At 60.7% G+C, this 19,900-nt stretch carries 19 protein-coding genes; 7 read left to right on the top strand and 12 right to left on the bottom strand.

The window, feature by feature from the left end:
- The 3 genes from JH15_RS10730 to JH15_RS10720 form a co-directional block, all read right to left on the bottom strand.
- Complete coding sequence (locus tag JH15_RS10730) at positions 1–960, bottom strand: patatin-like phospholipase family protein (protein WP_043530080.1); 960 nt, start codon at positions 958–960, stop codon at positions 1–3.
- Positions 961–1,019: 59 nt separating this feature from the next.
- Entirely contained in the window at positions 1,020–2,066 is a 1,047-nt protein-coding gene (locus JH15_RS10725; RefSeq protein ID WP_043530078.1) for a GGDEF domain-containing protein, read from the bottom strand.
- A 164-nt stretch (positions 2,067–2,230) separates the two neighbouring features.
- A complete protein-coding gene (locus JH15_RS10720; protein ID WP_043530077.1) occupies positions 2,231–2,953 on the bottom strand; it encodes an aspartate/glutamate racemase family protein in 723 nt (240 codons plus the stop codon).
- Between the two features lie 324 nt (positions 2,954–3,277).
- Between JH15_RS10720 and JH15_RS10715 the strand changes: the two genes are divergently transcribed.
- On the top strand, positions 3,278–4,021 hold the full coding sequence (locus tag JH15_RS10715; RefSeq protein WP_043530075.1) for a Crp/Fnr family transcriptional regulator: 744 nt from the start codon (positions 3,278–3,280) through the stop codon (positions 4,019–4,021).
- A 418-nt stretch (positions 4,022–4,439) separates the two neighbouring features.
- On the opposite strand, the gene JH15_RS10710 is transcribed toward JH15_RS10715, so the two are convergent.
- The gene (locus JH15_RS10710; RefSeq protein ID WP_043530073.1) at positions 4,440–5,519 is read right to left on the bottom strand and encodes a zinc-binding dehydrogenase; all 1,080 of its coding nucleotides are present in this window, start codon (positions 5,517–5,519) and stop codon (positions 4,440–4,442) included.
- Between the two features lie 176 nt (positions 5,520–5,695).
- Between JH15_RS10710 and JH15_RS10705 the strand changes: the two genes are divergently transcribed.
- Entirely contained in the window at positions 5,696–6,694 is a 999-nt protein-coding gene (locus JH15_RS10705) for an NADP-dependent oxidoreductase (RefSeq protein ID WP_043530071.1), read from the top strand.
- Positions 6,695–6,878: 184 nt separating this feature from the next.
- On the top strand, positions 6,879–8,201 hold the full coding sequence (locus tag JH15_RS10700) for a DUF2254 domain-containing protein (protein WP_043530069.1): 1,323 nt from the start codon (positions 6,879–6,881) through the stop codon (positions 8,199–8,201).
- Between the two features lie 58 nt (positions 8,202–8,259).
- Here JH15_RS10700 and JH15_RS10695 read toward each other — a convergent pair whose 3' ends face one another.
- The gene (locus JH15_RS10695) at positions 8,260–8,601 is read right to left on the bottom strand and encodes a zinc ribbon domain-containing protein YjdM (RefSeq protein WP_043530068.1); all 342 of its coding nucleotides are present in this window, start codon (positions 8,599–8,601) and stop codon (positions 8,260–8,262) included.
- A gap of 167 nt (positions 8,602–8,768) precedes the next feature.
- On the opposite strand from JH15_RS10695, the gene JH15_RS10690 reads away from it, so the two are divergent.
- Entirely contained in the window at positions 8,769–9,671 is a 903-nt protein-coding gene (locus JH15_RS10690; protein ID WP_043530066.1) for a DMT family transporter, read from the top strand.
- 29 nt (positions 9,672–9,700) lie between these two features.
- On the opposite strand, the gene JH15_RS10685 is transcribed toward JH15_RS10690, so the two are convergent.
- The 5 genes from JH15_RS10685 to JH15_RS10665 all read right to left on the bottom strand — a co-directional run bounded on the left by JH15_RS10685 (position 9,701) and on the right by JH15_RS10665 (position 14,876).
- Positions 9,701–10,474 carry an enoyl-CoA hydratase-related protein gene (locus tag JH15_RS10685; RefSeq protein WP_043530064.1) on the bottom strand — a complete coding sequence of 258 codons (774 nt, stop codon included), beginning with the start codon at positions 10,472–10,474 and terminating at the stop codon, positions 9,701–9,703.
- Between the two features lie 115 nt (positions 10,475–10,589).
- Positions 10,590–11,438, bottom strand: coding sequence for a 3-hydroxyacyl-CoA dehydrogenase NAD-binding domain-containing protein (locus JH15_RS10680; protein ID WP_043530062.1), 849 nt, complete (start codon positions 11,436–11,438; stop codon positions 10,590–10,592).
- A gap of 82 nt (positions 11,439–11,520) precedes the next feature.
- A complete protein-coding gene (locus JH15_RS10675) occupies positions 11,521–12,516 on the bottom strand; it encodes a lipid A deacylase LpxR family protein (protein ID WP_197053305.1) in 996 nt (331 codons plus the stop codon).
- Between the two features lie 109 nt (positions 12,517–12,625).
- Positions 12,626–14,041: an MFS transporter gene (locus JH15_RS10670; RefSeq protein WP_052384042.1), complete on the bottom strand. Its 1,416-nt coding sequence runs from the start codon at positions 14,039–14,041 to the stop codon at positions 12,626–12,628.
- Between the two features lie 187 nt (positions 14,042–14,228).
- Positions 14,229–14,876 carry a class I SAM-dependent methyltransferase gene (locus JH15_RS10665; protein ID WP_043530060.1) on the bottom strand — a complete coding sequence of 216 codons (648 nt, stop codon included), beginning with the start codon at positions 14,874–14,876 and terminating at the stop codon, positions 14,229–14,231.
- A gap of 79 nt (positions 14,877–14,955) precedes the next feature.
- On the opposite strand from JH15_RS10665, the gene JH15_RS10660 reads away from it, so the two are divergent.
- From JH15_RS10660 to JH15_RS10650, 3 genes are read left to right on the top strand one after another with little or no spacing between them, the layout of a single operon-like run.
- The gene (locus JH15_RS10660; RefSeq protein ID WP_052384041.1) at positions 14,956–15,375 is read left to right on the top strand and encodes a glyoxalase/bleomycin resistance/extradiol dioxygenase family protein; all 420 of its coding nucleotides are present in this window, start codon (positions 14,956–14,958) and stop codon (positions 15,373–15,375) included.
- Complete coding sequence (locus tag JH15_RS10655) at positions 15,372–16,307, top strand: lysophospholipid acyltransferase family protein (RefSeq protein ID WP_043530058.1); 936 nt, start codon at positions 15,372–15,374, stop codon at positions 16,305–16,307. The genes JH15_RS10660 and JH15_RS10655 overlap by 4 nt, the downstream gene beginning before the upstream one ends.
- A 22-nt stretch (positions 16,308–16,329) precedes the next feature.
- On the top strand, positions 16,330–16,680 hold the full coding sequence (locus tag JH15_RS10650) for a DUF4870 family protein (RefSeq protein WP_043530057.1): 351 nt from the start codon (positions 16,330–16,332) through the stop codon (positions 16,678–16,680).
- Positions 16,681–16,714: 34 nt separating this feature from the next.
- On the opposite strand, the gene JH15_RS10645 is transcribed toward JH15_RS10650, so the two are convergent.
- Both JH15_RS10645 and JH15_RS10640 read right to left on the bottom strand, forming a co-directional pair.
- Positions 16,715–18,121 (bottom strand): mannose-1-phosphate guanylyltransferase/mannose-6-phosphate isomerase, encoded by a 1,407-nt coding sequence (locus JH15_RS10645; protein WP_043530056.1) that lies wholly within the window; start codon positions 18,119–18,121, stop codon positions 16,715–16,717.
- Positions 18,122–18,173: 52 nt separating this feature from the next.
- Entirely contained in the window at positions 18,174–19,787 is a 1,614-nt protein-coding gene (locus JH15_RS10640) for a sulfatase-like hydrolase/transferase (protein WP_052384040.1), read from the bottom strand.
- Positions 19,788–19,900: the final 113 nt, after the last annotated feature.

The raw sequence follows: 19,900 nt of genomic DNA, 5'->3' as shown, positions 1-19,900 counted from the left end.
TCACGCCAACGCCCGCTCGGCATCCGCTTCCCCTTGCTCGATCAGATATTGGAGACGTCCCGCGGACCAGTCCATCAACCACAATGAGACCCGCTCGTTGGGGTGAGGATGTCGCTGGATGCGTGTCAGGCGGAGCTCGGGGTGCGTCGCCTGGGCCTTGGCTGCGTCCTCGTCACTACGCGCCCCCAGGAACATGCGCCGAAAGTGATCCAGATTCCCGCCAAAGCCCACCGGTTGGGTGCCCGGCGTGCGGGTAAACAACTCCATCGTGATCACATGGAAACGATCCCCATCGCCATCGCCTTTCATCCGATCCAGGGCGGGGGGCAGCAACCCCTGGTGCCATACATCGCCATCCCAATAGGTCCGCCCCGCATGTTCGCCTGGCTTGAACAGCAGAGGGATCGCACTACTGGCACCGAGCATCGATAGTTCGATGTCCTCATGCTGACTATCGAACCAGGCCGGCTCGGCGGCCTCGATATCGATGGCGCGGATCATCAGGCGAGGCCCCGATTCGCGTCTTGCCACACGCGCCGGGGCATGGGTCTTCACGGTTCGGGCCAGGGTCGCGTTATCGAAGCCGGCCATCTCGGGATAACGGAACATCCCGCCCAGGGCACCCCCCGGCACCGCCTGGAATATGGCCGGGTTGCCGAGGGTCAATCCCGTAAGGGTCGCATTCAAGCGTGCCGCGTAAGGCACGGGAAGCGGGTTGAAGGGAATGGAGGGCATTGTCACGTTGCGCCAGAAGCGTTCCAACGCCTCGACACCACCATCGGGGTCTTGATGATGGGCGGCGATGAGATAGCCATTCACCGCACCGATCGACGCTCCCACCACGACCATGGAACGCAGTGACTCCGGCGACAGATGCCTGACCAGCGCCTTGTAGGCCCCACACTGATAAGCCCCTAGCGCGCCGCCCCCGTTGAGAACTAGCAGAATGCGATCAGCCATGATACCTCCTGTGTCGATGCCAATAGCATAGTGGCTACAGAAGGGGCTGCATCATGAAATCACGATGCGACAGGCCAGGGAGTGGCCATGGTTTCCTCCCATAGAACACAGTTGCGCCCGCGCTCCTTGCAGGCATAAAGCCTGGCGTCTGCCGTGCGAAACAGTGCCGACCACGTATCGCCGTCGCGGCCTAGCTCCACGGCACCCGCGCTCAACGTCACATGGATTCGCTCCCCCTGGTAGATAACCCCCTCCAGCGCCAGGGCCTGACGCAGGTGTTCGGCAATGACAGCCGCACCTTTCACGTCGGTATCGGGCAACAAGGTAGCGAACTCTTCACCGCCTATCCGGCAATGCAGATCCGTTTCACGGGTACGCTCTCGAAGCAGCCTCGCGAAGGCCATCAATACCGCATCGCCGGCAGCATGACCGAAGCAGTCATTGATCCGCTTGAAATGATCGAGATCGATCAGCAGTAATGACAGCGGCCTGCCACTGCGTGTCGCACGCCGTTGCTCTCGATCGAACTCGCGTTCCAGCTTGGCGCGATTCCACAGCCCCGTCAGCGGATCGCGCAGGGCGCGTTCGAGCAGCGTGATGGTGAGTGCATGCTGGCTGCGCGAATAGAAATGGCAGACGATGAAGACACCCAACATGGGTGTGACCACATGCACGATCAGCAACGGATTCCAGCGGTAGGGAGCCAATTCAGAACCGGCAAAATAAGCCATTAACGTGACCGTTACGGCCCCCAATGCCAAGGGAAACGCACAACGGACCGCTAGCAACAGGTACGCCAGTACCGGTATCACCGGAAGCCATGAAGTCACCCCCGGGTGTATATCCGGCCTCGCCATGGTGGCGGCGATATTGAGATAAAACACCATCAGGAACCCCACCGCAGCAAGGTGTAACGGTGCACCGCGGCGCAACGCCACGAGAAGGCCCAACGACACTAGCAGCGCCAGACCATTGAACACTGCGAGCCAGGGAGCCTTGAGCGAAATATTCAAAACCAAAAATAGAATAGCGACGGGAAGCGCAACCCAAAGCAGCGCCAGCAACGCATTGCGGCGGCGTGAAACGCGGAGGTCGAGGGCGGGCATAGCGGTATTCTCGTCACGGCGGGACACGACGATGGTATCACCAGTCTAAGCGCTCGCCCTGACAATTATGTAACAGTCAACCCCCCGCTCCAGCACGGATAACCGTGCTTACTGTGGCAAGCAATTGAGCAGCGTTAGCGTGACCCAGGAAACGATGCCGTCGCTTACTTGCCATGCGTGCCGGGTGGAATAGTCGCCGCCAGCGCCCATTCTACGGCGCGTGCGGCATGGATCGCCGCCGTATCGTAAAGTGGCATGTCGGTATCGGCCTGGCTCACCAACAACGCGATCTCTGTACAACCCAAGATGACTGCCTGGGCACCCTGCTCTCGCAGCGACACGATGATATCGAGATAGGCATCACGTGACGCAGACTCGATCCGCCCCAGACAAAGTTCCTCATAGATGACGCGATGCACGGTGTCTCGTTGCATTGCATCGGGAATCACCACCTCAATGCCGAAGCGCTCGCTCAACCGGTCCTTGTAGAAGGCCTGCTCCATGGTGAAACGCGTGCCCAGCAGACCCACCCGCGTGATATTGTCGGCTACCAGTTTCTCGGCAGTGGCATCGGCAATGTGCAAAAGCGGGATATCGATGGCCCGTTCGATCTGGGGCGCCACCTTGTGCATGGTGTTAGTGGCGATCAGCAGGAAATCCGCACCGGCCGCCTGCACCTGGCCGGCTGCCGCGGCTAGCAACTCCCCCGTTTCCTCCCACTGCCCCTGGTGCTGCAGCGTCTCGATCTCGGCGAAATCGACACTGACCATGGCTACCTTGGCCGAATGCAGCCCACCCAAGGCCGCCTTGATGCCCTCATTGAGAGCGCGATAGTAGCTTTGAGTAGACTCCCAACTCATTCCGCCGAGAAGACCAATGGTATGCATTAGGTTCGTCCTGGTGAGCACGACGTGAATATATAGGCTACATGATCGAAGTCAGCCAGGCTCTTTATCTTATGCGAATCCCTGCATGCGCCACTAGCGAACGCGTAAGAGCAAATGGATCACCGCTCCGACTCGTTATGCAAGAGGTTGAGTATGACTAAATTTACAAGGAGCTTTGCTATATAGTGTCGCATCACCTCGTCTGGCCAGACATGAGGCGATGCATCATAATTAGCCGCAATAAAGGAAATGGTTCAGGTCAGATGTGCTGAGACACTGTGGCGATGGGCTTCATTCCTGCCCCACCGAACTTGGAGCCCTCCTATGACCGCGGATTCTCTACCACCCCACACCTTGATGATTCGCAAGCTGGCCAGCATTTTTTCCCTCACCGACGAGGAGCAAAAGGCACTACTCGGGTTGCCAATCGAGGTTGTCGCCCTCAAGGCCGGCCAGGACATCGTGCGAATCGGCGACCGTCCCGCCCACTGCTGCTTGATCCTTGAAGGCTTCACCTGCGTCTACAAGTTAACTTCCGAGGGCGAACGCCAGATAATGGCCCTGCACGTTCCAGGCGATATTCCGGATTTGCAGAGTCTTCATCTCAAGGTGCTTGACCACAGTATTGCCCCGGTCAGTGCCTGTATGGTCGGGTTTATCCAACATGACGATTTACGCCAACTATGCGAACGCTATCCCCGCCTTACCGCCGCCTTCTGGCGCGAGACGCTGATTGACGCGTCGATCTTCAGGGAATGGTTATTGAATAACGGTCAACGCGAGTCTTACACCCGCGTAGCCCATTTAATCTGCGAGTTTCGGATGCGGCTAAACGCGGTAGGACTGGCGGACAATGATACATTCGAGCTGCCGGTCACCCAGTCCGAGCTGGCAGATGCGACCGGCATGAGCTTGGTTCACATGAACCGTGTTCTCCAGGCGCTTCGCTCCGATGGCTTGATTCAGTCAAACAGAACACAGATCACCGTTCCGGACTGGGAGAAGCTCAAGCAGGCAGGCGACTTCGACCCTCTTTATCTGCATCTTGAAAAGAACCCCGCTGCCTGAATCCACCCCCTCTCACCGGCAGCGGTGATGGCGCGAATGAACCATAAGTGACGAAAACCGCCAACGCCTGAAACAACGCGTACCAGCTATTGATTTCGACAGGCACTCTCTCGGGAAGATGCGCTGCGAAGCCCCATGACCCATTCGCGCACAGCGGCGATAGCTGGCTCATCAGCGCAACGCCCTGACCATCCAGTGCGGCGGTAATAGTGGAGGAAGGCGGTGACGCCCTGGCTGCCTCGGCCTACTTAAGCGTGCAGACTGTTTCCACTTACCTATCATTGCGTCGGCAGGCCAAGCTCGCTTGCGGATTGGCTTCTTTTCCAGTTAATAACCCCTCGAATCAATCGACCCAATCACCCTTTCCTACGCGGGCGCCCTTCAGCGCCCCCTGTTATCTCGTGTGCATAGCGCGCATTCAGCCTGCTTGAATAGCGACCTTGAGCACCCCGTCGCGCTGGTGCGAGAACAGATCGTAGGCGTCGACGATGTCCTCGAGCTTGTAGCGATGAGTCACCATCGGGCCAAGATCGAGTCGACCGCTTTCGATGACCTGCATCAGGCGGCGCATGCGCTCCTTACCGCCGGGGCATAGCGACGTGATAATACGGTGATCGCCCAGACCGGCACTGAAGGCATCGAGCGGGATGGTCAGGTTCTCGGAGTACACCCCTAGACTTGAGAGTGTGCCGCCGGGCTTGATCACACGCAGGGCGGATTCGAAGGTGCTTTGCAGGCCCAACGCCTCGATGGAGACATCCACCCCGCGCCCGCCGGTGAGCTTGAGGATTTCCGAGACCACGTCGACCTTGCGAAAGTCGAGGGTGATGTCGGCGCCCATGCGCTTGGCCATGGCCAGACGCTCATCGACTCCGTCCACGGCAATGATCAGCCCTGCCCCGCGCAGGCGGGCACCGGCCGTAGCGCTAAGCCCGATGGGGCCCTGAGCGAAGATTGCCACGCTGTCGCCAATCTTGATGCCCCCGGCCTCGGCCCCGGCGAAGCCGGTGGACATGATGTCGGGGCACATGAGCACCTGTTCGTCGGTCAGGCCATCGGGCACCGGCGCGAGGTTGGCCTGGGCGTCGGGCACCCGCAGGTATTCGGCTTGGGCGCCGTCGATGGTATTGCCGAAGCGCCAGCCGCCCATGGGCTTGTAGCCGTGGGCGTGATGGCCGCCATCCTGGGCGCAGCAGCCATCCTGGCAGGCATACGAAGTGAAGGTCGGGCAGATCGCGCCGGCAATCACCCGCTGGCCTTCCTGGTAACCCTGCACATTGGCGCCCAGCTTCTCGATGATCCCGACCGGCTCATGGCCGATGGTCAAGCCCTTCTCGACCGGGTACTCGCCCTTGAGAATGTGAACGTCGGTACCGCAAATGGTCGTCGTTGTGATGCGAATCAGCGTGTCGTTGGGGCCGATCTCGGGGATCGGCTTGTCGTCGATCTCGATGCGGCCGGGTTCGACGAAGATAGCGGCTTTCATCATCTCAGGCATGGCGGATTCCTCGTAGCGTCAGGGCCTCTCGGCAGAGTCTTGTGCAGTAGGCAAGATCATTGGGCCATAGTCGTGCGGCTACCAACTTGAGCTGGGTCAAGCTGCGCTCAGCTTGACCTGCAGACATGGGCTACGTTGTGTGAGGCACTTTTAAACCTAGGTGAAAGGAGACGGGAATGCAGTCACGCTTCATATCGATAAGCGAATACCCGAAAGGCACACCCAGCCGCGATATCTTCCAGTTGCAGGAACAGGATCTTCCCGATCTCGGTGAAGGAGAGGTCCGCGTACGCAACACCTGGCTTTCCGTCGATCCGTACATGCGCGGACGGATGAGCGGCCAGCGTACCTATATCGATCCGTTCGAGCTGAATGCGCCGATGGAAGGCGCCGCCGTGGGCGAGGTCATCGAGTCACGCAGCGAACGGCTCAAGGAAGGCGACAAGGTAAGCCACATGGGGGGCTGGCGAGACATCGCGCAATTGCCCGACAAGGCCGTGCAGCCCTTGCCGAATCTCGACCTGCCGGACCAGGCCTATCTGGGTGTACTGGGTATGCCGGGCATGACCGCCTGGGCAGGGCTCAACCGGGTGGCCGAGCTCCAACAGGGTGACAACGTCCTGGTCAGTGCCGCCAGTGGCGCCGTGGGCTCACTGGCGGTGCAACTCGCCAAGGCCAAGGGCGGCACCGTGGTAGGTATCGCCGGCGCCAAGGAGAAGCTCGAATGGCTGGAATCCATGGGTATCAAGGCGGTCAGTTACCGCGACAAGGAGGCCCAACAGCTCACGGCCGACCTCAAGGACGCCTGCCCCGAGGGATTTGACGTCTACTACGAGAACGTCGGGGGCGTTTGCCTGGAAGCGGCGCTCAATTGCCTGCGCCGCGATGCACGTATCGCCGTTTGCGGCATGATCGCCCATTACAACGAGACGCAGCCTGCCCCGGGGCCCAGCAACCTGGCGGCGCTGATCATGCATCGAGCCCGCATGCAGGGCTTCATCGTGGCCGATCACTGGCAGCATTATGCGCAGTTTCTCGACGAGGTCGGTCCGCGTGTCGCCAAGGGCGAAATCGAGCACGAAGAGACCGTCGTCGAAGGCCTGGAGAAAACGCCGGATGCGTTCCTCCAGCTATTCGAAGGGGCTAACCGCGGCAAGATGGTCGTGAAGCTTTAAGGTCTCACTCCTCGCGGTGGCCATAGCCCATGAGAGAGATGGCCTCCGCGAGGGCCAATGCCGATAGCGCCAGGTAAATCGCATCCAAAGACGTCTCGAAGCTGATCTTCATGACGCCTCGTTGGATCGTCGTGCGCCATGAAAGTGATTTAAGCAAGGACGGCCCGGGGAGGCAGTGTCTACCATGAGCATGACTTCGGCGCTTCGATTTATCATAAATTTTCGAAACAGCATCGCTTATCTCACCAGCATCATAATCCTGGCCTATGTGATACTGGGCTTGATCGCCGTCTCGGTCGAGCCTCCCTCGCTTCCAGACGCACTGAACGTCATACGCTTTGACCAACCCGGTACGGCACGGACCTTATTGTCGACGCTTATCGCGGGAATGATCTCTCTGGTCGTATTCAGCTTCTCGATGGTCATGTCTGTGCTGACTCAAGCGGGAAGCAATTTCTCCAACAAGCTCGTGTTCGGGCTGATGACGGAGAAAAAGCATCAGCATGTGCTGGGCCATTACCTCGGCACGATCTTGTATATCTTGATCCTTCTTCTTGTACCAGCGGCAAGCGACACCCCTGACACTTGGCGCTCTTTAGCCGTTTACCTGGGCGCTGCCATGGTCATCAACAGCTTAGGGCTCTTCGTTTTCTTTATACATTCCGCGTCACAGTCGGTTCAGATAAATGCCATAACACAAGACCTTCTTGAATCGACACGACAAGCCTTGAAAAAGCTGAAAAGGAGACAAGAAGACAGCGCCTATATTTGTGGTCACCAGACTATTGACCCGTACCGTTGCCACCCCGTGTTCTCGCGCTACAGCGGCTACATCCAAAGCGCGGAACTCAAGAAGCTGGCCAAACTGGCTAAAAAGAAGAATATCGCGATTCACTTCAACTTCAGTTTTGGGGTGTTCGTAGTAAAGCACTTTCCCATCATTCATATTGAATCTAGCGAGCCACCCAGCAATGAGATCCTCGATGAGATCCAATCGTCTCTAAAGTATGTGGAAGGTGAATCAACGGAGGATCATTATGTCAACGGCCTGACACAGTTGATGGAGGTGGCCATCAAGGCCTTATCACCGGGCATCAACGACCCAGGCACAGCGCGGCTGTGCGTTCACCAGATTACCGAATTATTTTCTCAACGACTCACGATGACGCCCAGCAACATGATCGTCGATTCAGACGGAAAGTGTCTTGTGTCCTGGCACGAAGAAGCGCTCGAGAGCTTAATGTTCAGGGTCTTCAACCCTATCCTCCATTATGGCGGCGATGACCTGAGCATATGTCTATCGCTGCTCAGCGCCTTGAAGACCCTATCGAATTTTGCAGAGCCACCTGAACTGGAGACCATACAACGACATGCTGACCGCATTATCCAACGATTGGCGCAGGATTATACCGATCCCCTGGAGGTCGACTTCGTTGAAGCGCGCTTGAGCGAGGGTGTGCACAGGTTATCCCTCCCCCAAACGCTGCAGGCACCCGTTGCGGGATAATCGCCGATCCTCGGCGTGCCGGCACTAACAGCCGGCCTGAAGTCACAGAGCCAGGCGCTTAGGCCTTCTTGACGAACTCGGACTTGAGCTTCATGGCACCGATACCGTCGATCTTGCAGTCGATGTCGTGATCGCCGCCGACCAGGCGAATGTTCTTGACCTTGGTACCCACTTTCACCACCAATGACGAGCCCTTGACCTTCAGGTCCTTGATCACGGTAACGCTGTCGCCATCGGCCAGTACGGTGCCATGGGCATCGCGGATGCCGCCTTCGTCGCTTCCCGTATCGTCAGCCACCTGCTCCGCCCACTCATGGCCGCACTCGGGGCACACGAACATGGCAGCATCTTCATAGGTATAAGGGGAACTGCAGTTCGGGCAAGGGGGAAGGTCGCTCATGCTCGGGTCCTTTACGGCGAAGGAAAACGAAAGCGGGCAAGCCTACACGGCTTCGCCGATTTCGCCTACCTGCGGGCGCCCTGCATTGCTTACCCAGAGACGGCTTCCCAAGACACGGCACCCGACGTAATCTGCTTGCCTCCCCCTCCATTCGACAGGGAATTCGAATGACCCCCGCCGATACGCTACGCCTGATTCTGCTCTCCACCCTGTGGGGTATGTCATTCATATTCATGCGCGTGGCGGTGCCCGAGTTCGGGCCTGTCCCCCTGGTGCTGGTACGCATGGGCGTCGGCGCATTACTGCTGGTACCGCTGCTGCTGAGCCTGCGTTACCTGCGTCTGGTGTGGGAGCATAAAGGCAAGCTGTTCCTGCTGGGGCTGGTCAACCACGTGTTGCCGTTCTGCCTGCTCGCCCTCGCCACCACGCGGCTCGAAGCCGGCTTCACCTCGTTGATCAACGCCACCACGCCGATCTTCACCGCCTTGCTCGGCGCACTGTTCTTCGCCACACCGATACAAGGCCGGCAATACGTAGGGCTGGCTCTGGCCTTCTGTGGCGTGTATGTGCTCTCGGCCAATCGGCTTGATTTCGCCCTGGGGGGCGATGGCTGGTTCATCCTGGCCGCACTGGGCGCCACCTTCTGTTATGGCATCGCCAGCAACTACTCGAAGACCCACCTGGCCCACTTGCCGATCCGGGTATTGGCGGCAGGCAGCTCGGCCATGTCGGCACTGATCCTATTAGTGCCCGGCCTATGGCTATGGCCTAGCGAACCGGTGAGCGGACTGGCCTGGGCCAACGGTCTGGCGTTGGCGGTGTTCAGCACCACGGTGGCGTTCCTGCTTTACTTCGGGCTGATATCGAGCGCCGGCGCTACGGCGACGTCGACCGTCACATTTCTGGTACCGGTCAGCGCCTTGGTGTGGGGTTACCTGCTGCTGGGCGAGGTCTTGAGTTTGCAGGTGATGATCGGCATGGCGATCACCCTGCTGGGCACGGCGATCGCCACCGGAATCCTGCGCCTGCCCCCGCTACGCCCGGGGCGCAACCCAACGGGCTGCCCGTGAAGCGTGCCGCCAGCCAACGGGGGAAGGACTCAAAAGTTAGGCTTGCGCTTTTCGACGAAGGCGCCCATGCCCTCCTTCTGTTCGCTACCGGCGAAACTCAGCGCGAACAGACTGGTTTCCAAGGCCAAGGCACTTTCGAGATCCTGGTCCATGCCGTCGTGCACCGCCTGCTTGGCGGAGCGCACCGCCTGGGGGCCGTTGGCGGCTAATTGTTTGGTGAGCTCCTCGGCCACGGCCTCGAGCTCGGCCTGGGGCACTACGCGATTGACCAGGCCGACCCGCAGGGCTTCCTGGGCATCGATCTTGCGTCCGGTAGTGACGAGATCCAGCGCCATTGCCGGCCCAACACGACGCGGAAGTCTTTGCGTACCCCCGAAACCGGGTATGACCCCCAAGCCGACTTCGGGCTGACCGAAGAGGGCGTTGTCACTGGCCACGGCCCAGTCGCATGCCAGCGCCAGTTCGCAACCACCGCCCAGGCAGAAGCCGTTCACTAGCGCAACCACCGGCACCGGCAATCGTTCAAGCCGCTTGAATGTGGTGAGCGCCTGCATCGCGAAGCGACGTGCGTCCTCCGGCGTCTTGTCACGCATCTCGGCGATATCGGCCCCCGCGACAAAGGATTTCTCCCCTGCGCCGGTGATCAGTACCGCCCGCAGGTCATCCCGCTGGGCCAGGTCATTCAGCACACTATCCAGCTCGGCCAACAGGGCCGTGTTCAGGGCATTGAGTGCCTTGGGACGATTCAGGGTCAGACGCACGACACCAGTGTCTTCCTGGACTTCGATCAGCTTGTCGCTCATGGCGGCTTCCTTCTCGACGCGTTGGGGTTGTTATTGATGACCGTAAACCCTAGCGAACGCTTGGTTGGGCAGCAATCCCCTGTTGGTCGTGCTTGTCCCAATCGTGTTCGTAAGCTCATTCGTAGCGATAAAAGCCCCTGCCGCTTTTCCGACCCAGGTACCCTGCCGCAACCATGCGTCTAAGCAGCGGACAAGGACGATACTTGGGATCGCCGAAGCCCTCCTGCAGTACTTCCATGATCGAGAGACACACATCCAGGCCGATCAGATCGGCCAAGGCCAGCGGCCCCATCGGGTGGGCAGCGCCAAGCTTCATGGCTTCGTCGATGGCCTCGGGGGTAGCGGCGCCTTCCTGCACCAGGAATGCCGCCTCATTGATCATAGGCACCAGCAAGCGGTTGACCGCGAAGCCCGGTGAGTCGGCGATCGGCACCGCGGTCTTGCCAAGCTCCTTCGCCAGCGACTCGATTCGGGTGACGGTATCGTCGGCGGTCTGCTCGGCACGGATCACTTCGACCAGCTTGAGTACCGGTACGGGATTGAAGAAATGCATGCCGACCACCCGCTCGGGGCGTCGGCTTACTGCAGCCAGTCGGGTCAGTGACAGGGAGGAGGTATTCGAGGCCAGGATGATGTCATCGCCCAGGGCCGAAAGATCGCGGAACAGTTGCTCCTTGAGTTCGGGGGATTCGGGGGCAGCCTCAATGATCACCTCGCAGTGGGCCAGGTCGTCGAGCACATTCACCTTGGTGAGTCGGGCCATGGCTTCGTCACGTACCGCGGCCTCGAGCTTGCCTTTCTCGATCAGCTTGTCGAGCCCCTTGGCGATCTTCTGTTCCGCCCGGCCGAGCTGGTCGGCGCTGACATCGTAGAGTCGCGCTTCGCGACCGCTTGCTACCAGCACCTGGGCGATGCCCTGCCCCATGGTACCGGCGCCCACCACGCCTATCGCTTGCTTGCTCATCACGTTCTCCTGGCCTGCCAAGTTATTGCATTGCAACAACTATAGCATCGGCCAGGAGAACGTCAGCAGGCGTGTGCAGCGATCAAAAAGCGCGGGAGACTCGCAGCGAACCGAACTTGTCGTGGCTCGCTTGGCCTTCGAACTCCTTGGTCCGCCACACGCTGGTCAACGACAGCTTCCAGCGATCCCAGGTCATGGCCAGGCCCAGCGAGGCGTCACCCACACCTTCACGGCGATCGACCGAATGACTATCGGTCCAGGTGTTGCCATCGAGCAGCAGGTTATGCGCCATGTAGCGACCCTCGAGTGAGGCGAACACGAACCAACTGAAGGGCCCCTCGGCCTCGTAGTAATCGCGTCCGGTGTGCCCAGGCGAGGTCACGGGAATGCCACTACTGCGCGAGAGTGACTGGCCCACCCGAAAGGCATAACCGCCCCCGGCGTAGGTATACAGGTTGCCGAGTGCTGCCGAGGCATGCGGGCCGTGTTCCAGTTCCAGCGAGCCAAGGCGATGCCCGAGCCACCACTGGCGACGCAGTCCCAGGTTCACCAGCGGTTCGTTATCGAGCTGGTTATCCCAGCCGCGCGGCATTCTACTGTGCAGGACGCGATGCACTTCCCGCTGAATCGACTTGGCGCCGGACCCCGGCCCTACCAGACCGACATCCAATCCCACATCGGTGGTCTGGCGCCAGCCGCCGTACTCCTGCGTCTCATGTAGCGACAGTCCCAGCATCGTCACCCCGGCGTAGGGGCGGTCGTCCTCGATCAGGTCCTGCTCTCGCAGGTCGGTCGGGGTATAGATGCGGTGTTCCAATCGGTAGGAGACGCCATCGACACGCGACAGTAGCGTATTGGGTAACACATTACCGAGGCGCTGCGCCCAATGATCCGGCTCGGGAACGAAGCTCCAGGTGAAGTTGGTACCGCTGGTGTAGTGGTCGTCGTCGCTACTGTTGTAGCTGTCGTTCTCACTCTCGAACGTGAAGACGCCGGCATCGGCAAGGCTGCCGGTGCTGGCCATGACGAGCCCAATAGAAACAGCCAGTTTCCCGGCATGCGTCAAGTATCGGTGCATTCCATTGCCCCTTTGCGTTTATCCATGACTTGTATGTCATTTACATACTTGAATGTATGTGAAAAGCCATAAAACGCAAGTTTGAATTCCGCAAACGGGGCACGCCGCCTTAGTGAGTGCGGGCTTCCGCCTCGCCGCCCGTGCGGTCACTCCGGCGCTCCTCGATCGATTCCGAGGCTTCTTCGAAGTACTCGATATGTGCCTGATCCTCCCGAGGCGGACCGGCTAACGGCTCGGCCACATCGACTTCGGGCACCACATTGGAAAGATCCTCGACGTGCTCGTGCTCGATGGCGCCCTGGACCAGTTCCTCGGTCACGCTGAGCTCGGCCCCCACGGCACTCATGGGCGTATTCGGGGCGAACGGGGCCACAGGAATGGGCGCCGGACGCACGGTGCGTCGCCAGAAGAAGAACGCCACCAGGAATGCGCTCATTGCTGCCAACGACCAGAACAGCCCGCCATCGCCCACTACCGCCATCACGGGCGTGATCAGGGGTGGGCTCAAGGTCGAGCCGATGGCATTGATCAGCAACAGCCCTTGGCTCATACGCACCAAGGCCCCCGCCGGTGCCCGGTCGGCCGCATGGCTGACCGCCACCGGATAGATCGCAAACACGCCACCGCCCAACAGGAACAGTAAACCGGCAAGGACCCAGGCGCTCAACGGCAACAACAGCATGCCCAGGCAGATCACGGTACTGAAGGCACCGATGAGTATCAGCACGAGCTGACGATCATGACGATCCGACCAACGTCCGATGGGGTACTGCAACAACATGGCGCCCAGCACCACCACCGCCATCATCTGCCCCACCTGGCCCACCGATAGGCCGATTCGCTGCAAGTAGAGCGGTAGCAAGCTATATACCGCGGCCACGGCCAGGCCGGAACCGAAACTGCCCATCACGCCGGTAGGGGTCATGGTGATCAGGCGCATCGGTGACAGCGGCTCGGCCGCCTCGATCAGCGGGGATACGCGGGGAATCAAGGCCATCGGCAGCACCGACAGCGAGGCCAATAGCCCCACGACCATGAACGGTACGGTTTCACCGGCGGCATCGGTCACCCCCAGCAGCAACTGGCCCACCACCCCCGAGGCATACAGTGAGATCATGTACAGCGCCAGCAGCCGGCCGCGTACCTTGGTATCGCCGGAGGTCAGCAACCAGCTTTCGATGACCAGATAGACCCCCACGGTCGCCCAGCCACCGACCAGGCGCAGCACGAACCACGACCCCGGGTTGAGCCACAGACCTTGCAACAGCACCGTGACCGCCACAAGCGAGGCAAAACAGCCATAGGCACGGATGTGCCCGATGCGCAGCAGTAACCGATCGTTGAACACGGCGCCCAATGCCAGGCCAATAAAGTAGGCCGACGACACCCAGCCGATGACCACGGCGGACTCACCCGCCGCATCGAGACGCAGGGTGATGAGGGTGGCCAGAAAACCGTTACCGATGCCGAGAATAAAAAGACCCAACAACGGTGCCAGCGCCATGGACAGCAGCTGCCGCGACATGTAATGCCTCACGCTTGAATTTTTGAATAACGATGTGTGGCGAAGCCCGCCACGAGTGACGCCAGACGTTTGGCGCAGGTCGGAAAAACGCGCGGCGAATATACGTCCAGATTAGACAAAGGCAAAGAACTTTCGCCACCTAAGCCCTGGTTTTATCAGTGGATAAATGGAAGTTATCGAAGTGCGCTCAAAACCGCTTCTGGAACAACACCACGTCAGGGCTTGGAAAGGTCGCATCCAGTTCGTGATGCGCGGCGAACCATAGAAATGTGGCTTCGCTGAAAAAGCACACATGGGTAGGATCGAGGATGTAATGCCAAGCCGCGAATGCCTGCCTGGATTCGACCCGCTTGGTCATCAACCCCAGCCAGCCTCGGCTGCGTAACTGCTGGACCAATCGCGCCAAGTCGCGTCCAGGCGCATGAAGATGCTCGGCGACCTCGGTGGCGGTAATGAAATCGTAGTGGCGATCGAGCACGGACGGGTCGGGTGCATAGAAAGGGTCGTAGATGGCCATGGGGTGGCCGGCCTCTTCGAACATGACCGAGAGTGTGGGGCCGGGGCCGGCGCCGAAATCGAACCCCTGCGCACCGGGCGCCAGTCGCTCCTTCAGCGGGATCAAGAGGCGCCCCAGGAAACGCCGATAGCCCATGTCGTCCGGCGAGTTCTGGTGCTGGTCATAGACGGCACGTTCATCGACTGCATCGAGTCGCTGGCCCGGCGGCACGAACACCAGCGCGCATTCCAGGCACTGGTAATAGTCTCGCCGCGCATCGCGATGATAGTGGCTGACATCGTGAGCGGCGCACAACGGGCAGGACAAGGCAGGTAGCATCGTCTATCGTAGGCTCTCGTAAAAAACGCGTGCCAAGCCTACCGTGTTCACGTGGCGAGAGCACCCTCAGGAGAATGCCATGCTGTCAGGCCTCGACCATCTGGTCGTCACCGTCACCGACATTCCACGCGCCGTGGATTTCTATACCCGCGTGCTGGGCCTCGAAACGCGCTATCGGGATGCCGAGCGTGTCGACCTGATGCTCGGCGACGTGGCCCTGCGCCTGCACCTCGATGACAATTCGGTATCGCCCCGGGCCGCCACCCCTAGTGCCGGCAGCCTCGACCTGTGCTTTCGCAGTGCGCGCCCCCTCGATGAAATACAGCAGCACCTGGAGGCTCTTTCGGTGCCGATCGACCTGGGGCCGGTGCCCCGTGATGGCGCCCAGGGCCCCATCGAATCACTCTACCTGCGCGACCCCGACGGCAATCTGCTGGAGATCTGCCGCCCGGCGCGCCTCACCCACTCCGACGCCCCGAGCCACGATTCGACCGCATGAACCGTAAGCCCCGTTCTACCGCCAGCGCCTATCAATCGCGGCTGATCGCCCGCTTGTGGCAAACGCTGGCCAACCGCCGCTTGAGCACCCTATGGCGCCTGGCCCGGCTGGGTGGTCCGCTGGTCCATCGCTTCAGTCGTCGTGAGCGAGAGGTCACCGAGATCAACCTGCATGAGGTCTACCCGCAGCGCTCATCCCAGGCGCGGCGGCAACTGGCCCGCGAAAGCCTGACGCACTCCACGGCGACCATGCTGGAACTGGGTTTTGCCTGGATGGCGCGGCCCGAGCGTGTCGAGACCGCCATCAAGGAGATCCACGGTCGCGAGTTGCTCGACGAGGCACGCGCCGAGGGGCGCGGCGTCATCGTTCTGGCACCCCATTTCGGCAACTGGGAAGTCCTCAATTTCTGGCTCTCGAGCCACTTTCCCTTCACGGCGATGTACGAGCCGCCCAAGCTGGACGCCCTGGAGCCGGTGATCCGCCATGGCCGCGAGCGCATGGGTGCCAGCCTGGTACCCACCAATGCGCGTGGCGTGGCAGCGCTGCTCAAGGCGCTGAAGCGCTGTGAGGCGGTCGGCATTCTGCCCGACCAGGAGCCTGACTGGGGCAGCGGCGTGTTCGCGCCGTTCTATACCCGCCAGGCCTATACCGCCACGCTGTTACCCAAGCTGGTGGCGCGCACCGAGGCCCGTGTCGTCACCGGCGTGGCACGCCGTCTTCCCGAGGGGCACGGCTTCGCCCTACATTTCCTGGCCGCCGACGACCGTGTCTACGATAGCGACGAGACACGCTCGGCCACCGGGGTCAACGCCTGTGTCGAAGCCGCCATCGCCCTCGATCCGGCCCAATACCAGTGGGAATACAAGCGCTACCGCAAGGTGCCCGAGGAACTCGCCGGCGTCCCCAATCATCGCCGTTACCGCCTGTATTGATCGATCCATCGGAGCGAACATCATGAATCAGTATCTCGTACCCAGTCAGGACACCCGCGTTCCGCAGATCGTCTATGCGCTCTACCTGGCCGGGCTGCTTACCGGCAGCGTCACTACATTGATCGGTGTGATCGTCGCCTATGTCTATCGCGGCGATGCCGCCCCCTGGCTACAAGCGCATTATCGCTACCTGATCCGCACCTTCTGGATCGGGCTGCTCTACTCGTTCGTCGCGTTCGTGCTCAGCCTCATCGCGGTGGGTGTGCTGTTGTGGCCGCTATTGATGATATGGCTGATCGTGCGCTGTGCAATCGGCATACGCGAGGTGCGCCGCCAGCAGGCGCCGCCGCGCCCCGGGAGTTGGCTGTGGTAAATTGGCTGTAGTAGCTTCGATCAATGAGGCAGGATCAGGCCCGCCCGTAAGGATCGTCCAGTCGGATGATGTCGTCCTCGCCCAGATAGGCACCCGACTGGACTTCGATCACCTCGAGATCGATCAGTCCTGGGTTTTCCAGAACATGGACCTCGCCCATGGGGATGAAGGTCGACTCGTTCTCGCCGAGCAGAAAGCTGCGTTCGCCCACACTCACCCGCGCCGTACCGCATACGACGACCCAGTGTTCCGCCCGATGATGATGAAGCTGGCGAGACACTCGGGCCCCTGGAGACAGATGCAAGCGCTTGACCTGGTAGCGCGGGCCGTTGGCCAGGCTCTGGTAGTATCCCCACGGGCGATGCACGCAGGGGTGGCTGTCGGCTTCGGGCCGCGATTGGGACTGTAACCTGGCCACCAGCAGCTTGATGGATTGCGCGTGCCCACGCCGCGCGACCAGCACGGCATCGCCCGTCTCCACGATTACCAGGTCTTCAACACCGAGCGTTGCCACCAGCCGTGATTCGGCATGAATGAGGTTGCGTCGGCTATCGTCGAGAATGACATCGCCGCGCAGCACATTGTCGTCGGCATCGTGGGGAAGACTCTCCCATAACGAGGCCCATGAGCCGATATCGCTCCAACCGCTTTCCAACGTGACCAGTGCTGCTGCATCGGTGTGCTCCATCACAGCATAATCGATGGAGATCGCGGGGCTGGCGCAGAACGCCTCACTTTCCAGACGAAGAAAATCCAGATCCTGCCTTGCCCCGTCAACCGCCCCACGACAGGCCGTGAGTATCTCGGGCTGGTAACGCTCGAGCTCTGCCAGGTAGCGTGTGGCCCGGAACACGAACATGCCGCCATTCCACAAATAACCGCCATGCGCGAGGTAGTCGCGCGCAGTGGCAGCATCGGGCTTTTCGACGAAACGTTCGACCCTGAAGCCCTCGCCAACAGGCTCACCGCGCTTGAGATAGCCATAACCGGTTTCAGGCTGGGTCGGCACGATACCGAACGTGACCAGGAGTTCCTGCTCGGCGAGCGCTACCGCTCTCGCCACGCTGGCATGGAAGGCATCGGTATCGACCATCAGGTGATCGGCAGGGAGGACCAACAGTACGGGGTCGTCGGCCTGCTGGCTGGCCACCAGCGCTGCCGCGGCAATCGCCGGTGCCGTATCGCGCCCCTCCGGCTCGAGCAGCAGAGTCGCCTCGGTCAGGCCCGCTTCCCGTAGCTGTTCGGCAAGCAGAAAGCGATGGGCTTCACGCCCGATCACGATCGGCGCGGCGATACCCTCGATACCGTCTAGCCTTGCCAGGGTCTCGCGCAGCAGGCTGGTCTCGCCGGCCAGCGCCTGAAACTGCTTTGGGCGGTCGCGCCGCGAAAGCGGCCATAGTCGTGTGCCGCTTCCACCCGCCAGCACGATGGGAATCAGCATGCGGTCAACTCTCCTAGCATTTCGCGTCCTGGCATTTCGCTTCCAAATAGGGCTATCGCTCGGCGGAGGGGCCGAAGGCATCATGGAACCAGTGACGCAGACGATCCATACCGGGGGGATCCTCGAGGCTATCGGGAATGGCGCCCTGACGGAAACCATGGGCCATGAACGGCTCGAGACGCGCGGGATCGGTGCTTAGGATATGCACCGGAACCGCTCCGCCCGCCACGTCACCGGTAATCAGAGGCGCCGGTGGATGATCGCCGAGCACGACCAGCAAGGTGTTGTCGTCCACGGCATCCTCGGCCCAGCGCAGCGCGACATTCACAGCGTAGTCCACGGAGAGCGCATAATGCTCCCGGACGCGCCCGGGGTCCTGCCACAGTGCCTCGGGCGCCTCTCCCGCGGTGGCCCAGCGCTCGAAAATGCGGCCATCCCCGATACGCCCCCAGTCGTCGAGCATCGGCAGGATCGGTGTCCAGGGTGCATGGCTACTGATGAGGGCAATCTGCGCGAAGATCGGCCCCTCATGACGAGGACGAAGCGTGCGCTGGAAATGATCCAGCGTGTACTGATCGGGCATGGTGACCCAGTTCAGTGCCGGCCCGGCGTAGTTCAGGTTCGTCGCGTCATGGATGTGATCGAACCCGTAGGCCTCGCCTTCCGGCCAGGCTCGGGTGATCGCCGGCACCACGGCCAGCGTGGTATGCCCGGTGGCGCCGAAGTCATCCACCAGCGTGGGCGAGTCGCTATCGAGAAGCAGCCGGTACAGGAGCTGGTTGTCGATCCATCGCCCGCTCAGGGCCGTGGCATGAGCAAGCCAGGACTGACCGCCCCGGACCGGAGCCTCGAGACTGCCGGAAATCATCGATACCCCAGCCTCGGCCAGACTCGCCTCCCGTTCACGCAATCGCGGGACCAGGACCTCGGCGTAGTGTTTATCCTGCAGGGCCGTCATACCGTAAGACTCTATGAAAATAATGAACACATCCTTGCTTTCGAGGCCCGGCATGGCTTGTAACGTCCCTGGCATCTCTTGCAGACTAAGGGCGAAGTCCCGCTTCGTTCGGTGGGTGTCGATGACCTGCTCCCCCTGAAACATCAGGGTGTCCCAGGCCGGAGTACGTACATGGGTGAGCAAGCGCTGCCCGGCTGTTGCCTCGGCCAACAGATAGAGACAAGCGGCGCCCAGCAGGCCAATAGTTATACCGCCCGGCACGGAACCGGGGGAGTAACGGGGTAACGATAGCAAGGCGAGGTATATCCCCACGCCGAGCCCGATGAGAAGCAGCAAGGCGGCCAGAGACACGAGCCACGCCCACACCGGCCCTAGATTACCGACCAGTAGGTCAAAGACCGATTCAAGCAGGGGGAGATCGAGGTAGAGGTTGAGCGAGCGCCCGAACGCTTCATGTACCAGGGCGTCGCCCAGCCCGATCAACGAGGCAAATGTCACCACAACGACTACACTCGTACACAGTATTCGATACCATTTGCCGCGGGGCATAAGTGCCAACGCCGCAACGATCAACCAGGCCTCCAAGGCCAAGTCGCGCAGGGAAAGCGCGTCGAATCGCAACCAGACAGGCGCCAGCAGTATTACATTCAGCAGCGTACCGACACACAGCCAGCGCAAGAATGGCAAGGACGATGTGAGCGAGTTCATGAGTCGAACATGGACTAGTATTGGCGAAATGTACAACCCTTGTATCGCCTGTTAGTTGATGACCCATGTTATGTTGCGATTCGTCAGGAGACGGTAGATCAGGGAGGAAGAGT

The sequence above is a fragment of the Litchfieldella xinjiangensis genome (genome assembly GCF_000759345.1).
Taxonomy (GTDB): Bacteria; Pseudomonadota; Gammaproteobacteria; order Pseudomonadales; family Halomonadaceae; genus Litchfieldella_A; species Litchfieldella_A xinjiangensis.
The sequence above is the reverse complement of the archived record's forward strand: the minus strand, read 5'-3'. Positions and strand labels throughout refer to the sequence as shown.

Bases quoted from the DNA above. Each gene is read 5' to 3' on its own strand.
- JH15_RS10730 (WP_043530080.1), bottom strand. From the start codon at position 960: ATGGCTGATCGCATTCTGCTAGTTCTCAACGGGGGCGGCGCGCTAGGG.
- JH15_RS10725 (WP_043530078.1), bottom strand. From the start codon at position 2,066: ATGCCCGCCCTCGACCTCCGCGTTTCACGCCGCCGCAATGCGTTGCTG.
- JH15_RS10720 (WP_043530077.1), bottom strand. From the start codon at position 2,953: ATGCATACCATTGGTCTTCTCGGCGGAATGAGTTGGGAGTCTACTCAA.
- JH15_RS10715 (WP_043530075.1), top strand. From the start codon at position 3,278: ATGACCGCGGATTCTCTACCACCCCACACCTTGATGATTCGCAAGCTG.
- JH15_RS10710 (WP_043530073.1), bottom strand. From the start codon at position 5,519: ATGCCTGAGATGATGAAAGCCGCTATCTTCGTCGAACCCGGCCGCATC.
- JH15_RS10705 (WP_043530071.1), top strand. From the start codon at position 5,696: ATGCAGTCACGCTTCATATCGATAAGCGAATACCCGAAAGGCACACCC.
- JH15_RS10700 (WP_043530069.1), top strand. From the start codon at position 6,879: ATGAGCATGACTTCGGCGCTTCGATTTATCATAAATTTTCGAAACAGC.
- JH15_RS10695 (WP_043530068.1), bottom strand. From the start codon at position 8,601: ATGAGCGACCTTCCCCCTTGCCCGAACTGCAGTTCCCCTTATACCTAT.
- JH15_RS10690 (WP_043530066.1), top strand. From the start codon at position 8,769: ATGACCCCCGCCGATACGCTACGCCTGATTCTGCTCTCCACCCTGTGG.
- JH15_RS10685 (WP_043530064.1), bottom strand. From the start codon at position 10,474: ATGAGCGACAAGCTGATCGAAGTCCAGGAAGACACTGGTGTCGTGCGT.
- JH15_RS10680 (WP_043530062.1), bottom strand. From the start codon at position 11,438: ATGAGCAAGCAAGCGATAGGCGTGGTGGGCGCCGGTACCATGGGGCAG.
- JH15_RS10675 (WP_197053305.1), bottom strand. From the start codon at position 12,516: ATGCACCGATACTTGACGCATGCCGGGAAACTGGCTGTTTCTATTGGG.
- JH15_RS10670 (WP_052384042.1), bottom strand. From the start codon at position 14,041: ATGTCGCGGCAGCTGCTGTCCATGGCGCTGGCACCGTTGTTGGGTCTT.
- JH15_RS10665 (WP_043530060.1), bottom strand. From the start codon at position 14,876: ATGCTACCTGCCTTGTCCTGCCCGTTGTGCGCCGCTCACGATGTCAGC.
- JH15_RS10660 (WP_052384041.1), top strand. From the start codon at position 14,956: ATGCTGTCAGGCCTCGACCATCTGGTCGTCACCGTCACCGACATTCCA.
- JH15_RS10655 (WP_043530058.1), top strand. From the start codon at position 15,372: ATGAACCGTAAGCCCCGTTCTACCGCCAGCGCCTATCAATCGCGGCTG.
- JH15_RS10650 (WP_043530057.1), top strand. From the start codon at position 16,330: ATGAATCAGTATCTCGTACCCAGTCAGGACACCCGCGTTCCGCAGATC.
- JH15_RS10645 (WP_043530056.1), bottom strand. From the start codon at position 18,121: ATGCTGATTCCCATCGTGCTGGCGGGTGGAAGCGGCACACGACTATGG.
- JH15_RS10640 (WP_052384040.1), bottom strand. From the start codon at position 19,787: ATGAACTCGCTCACATCGTCCTTGCCATTCTTGCGCTGGCTGTGTGTC.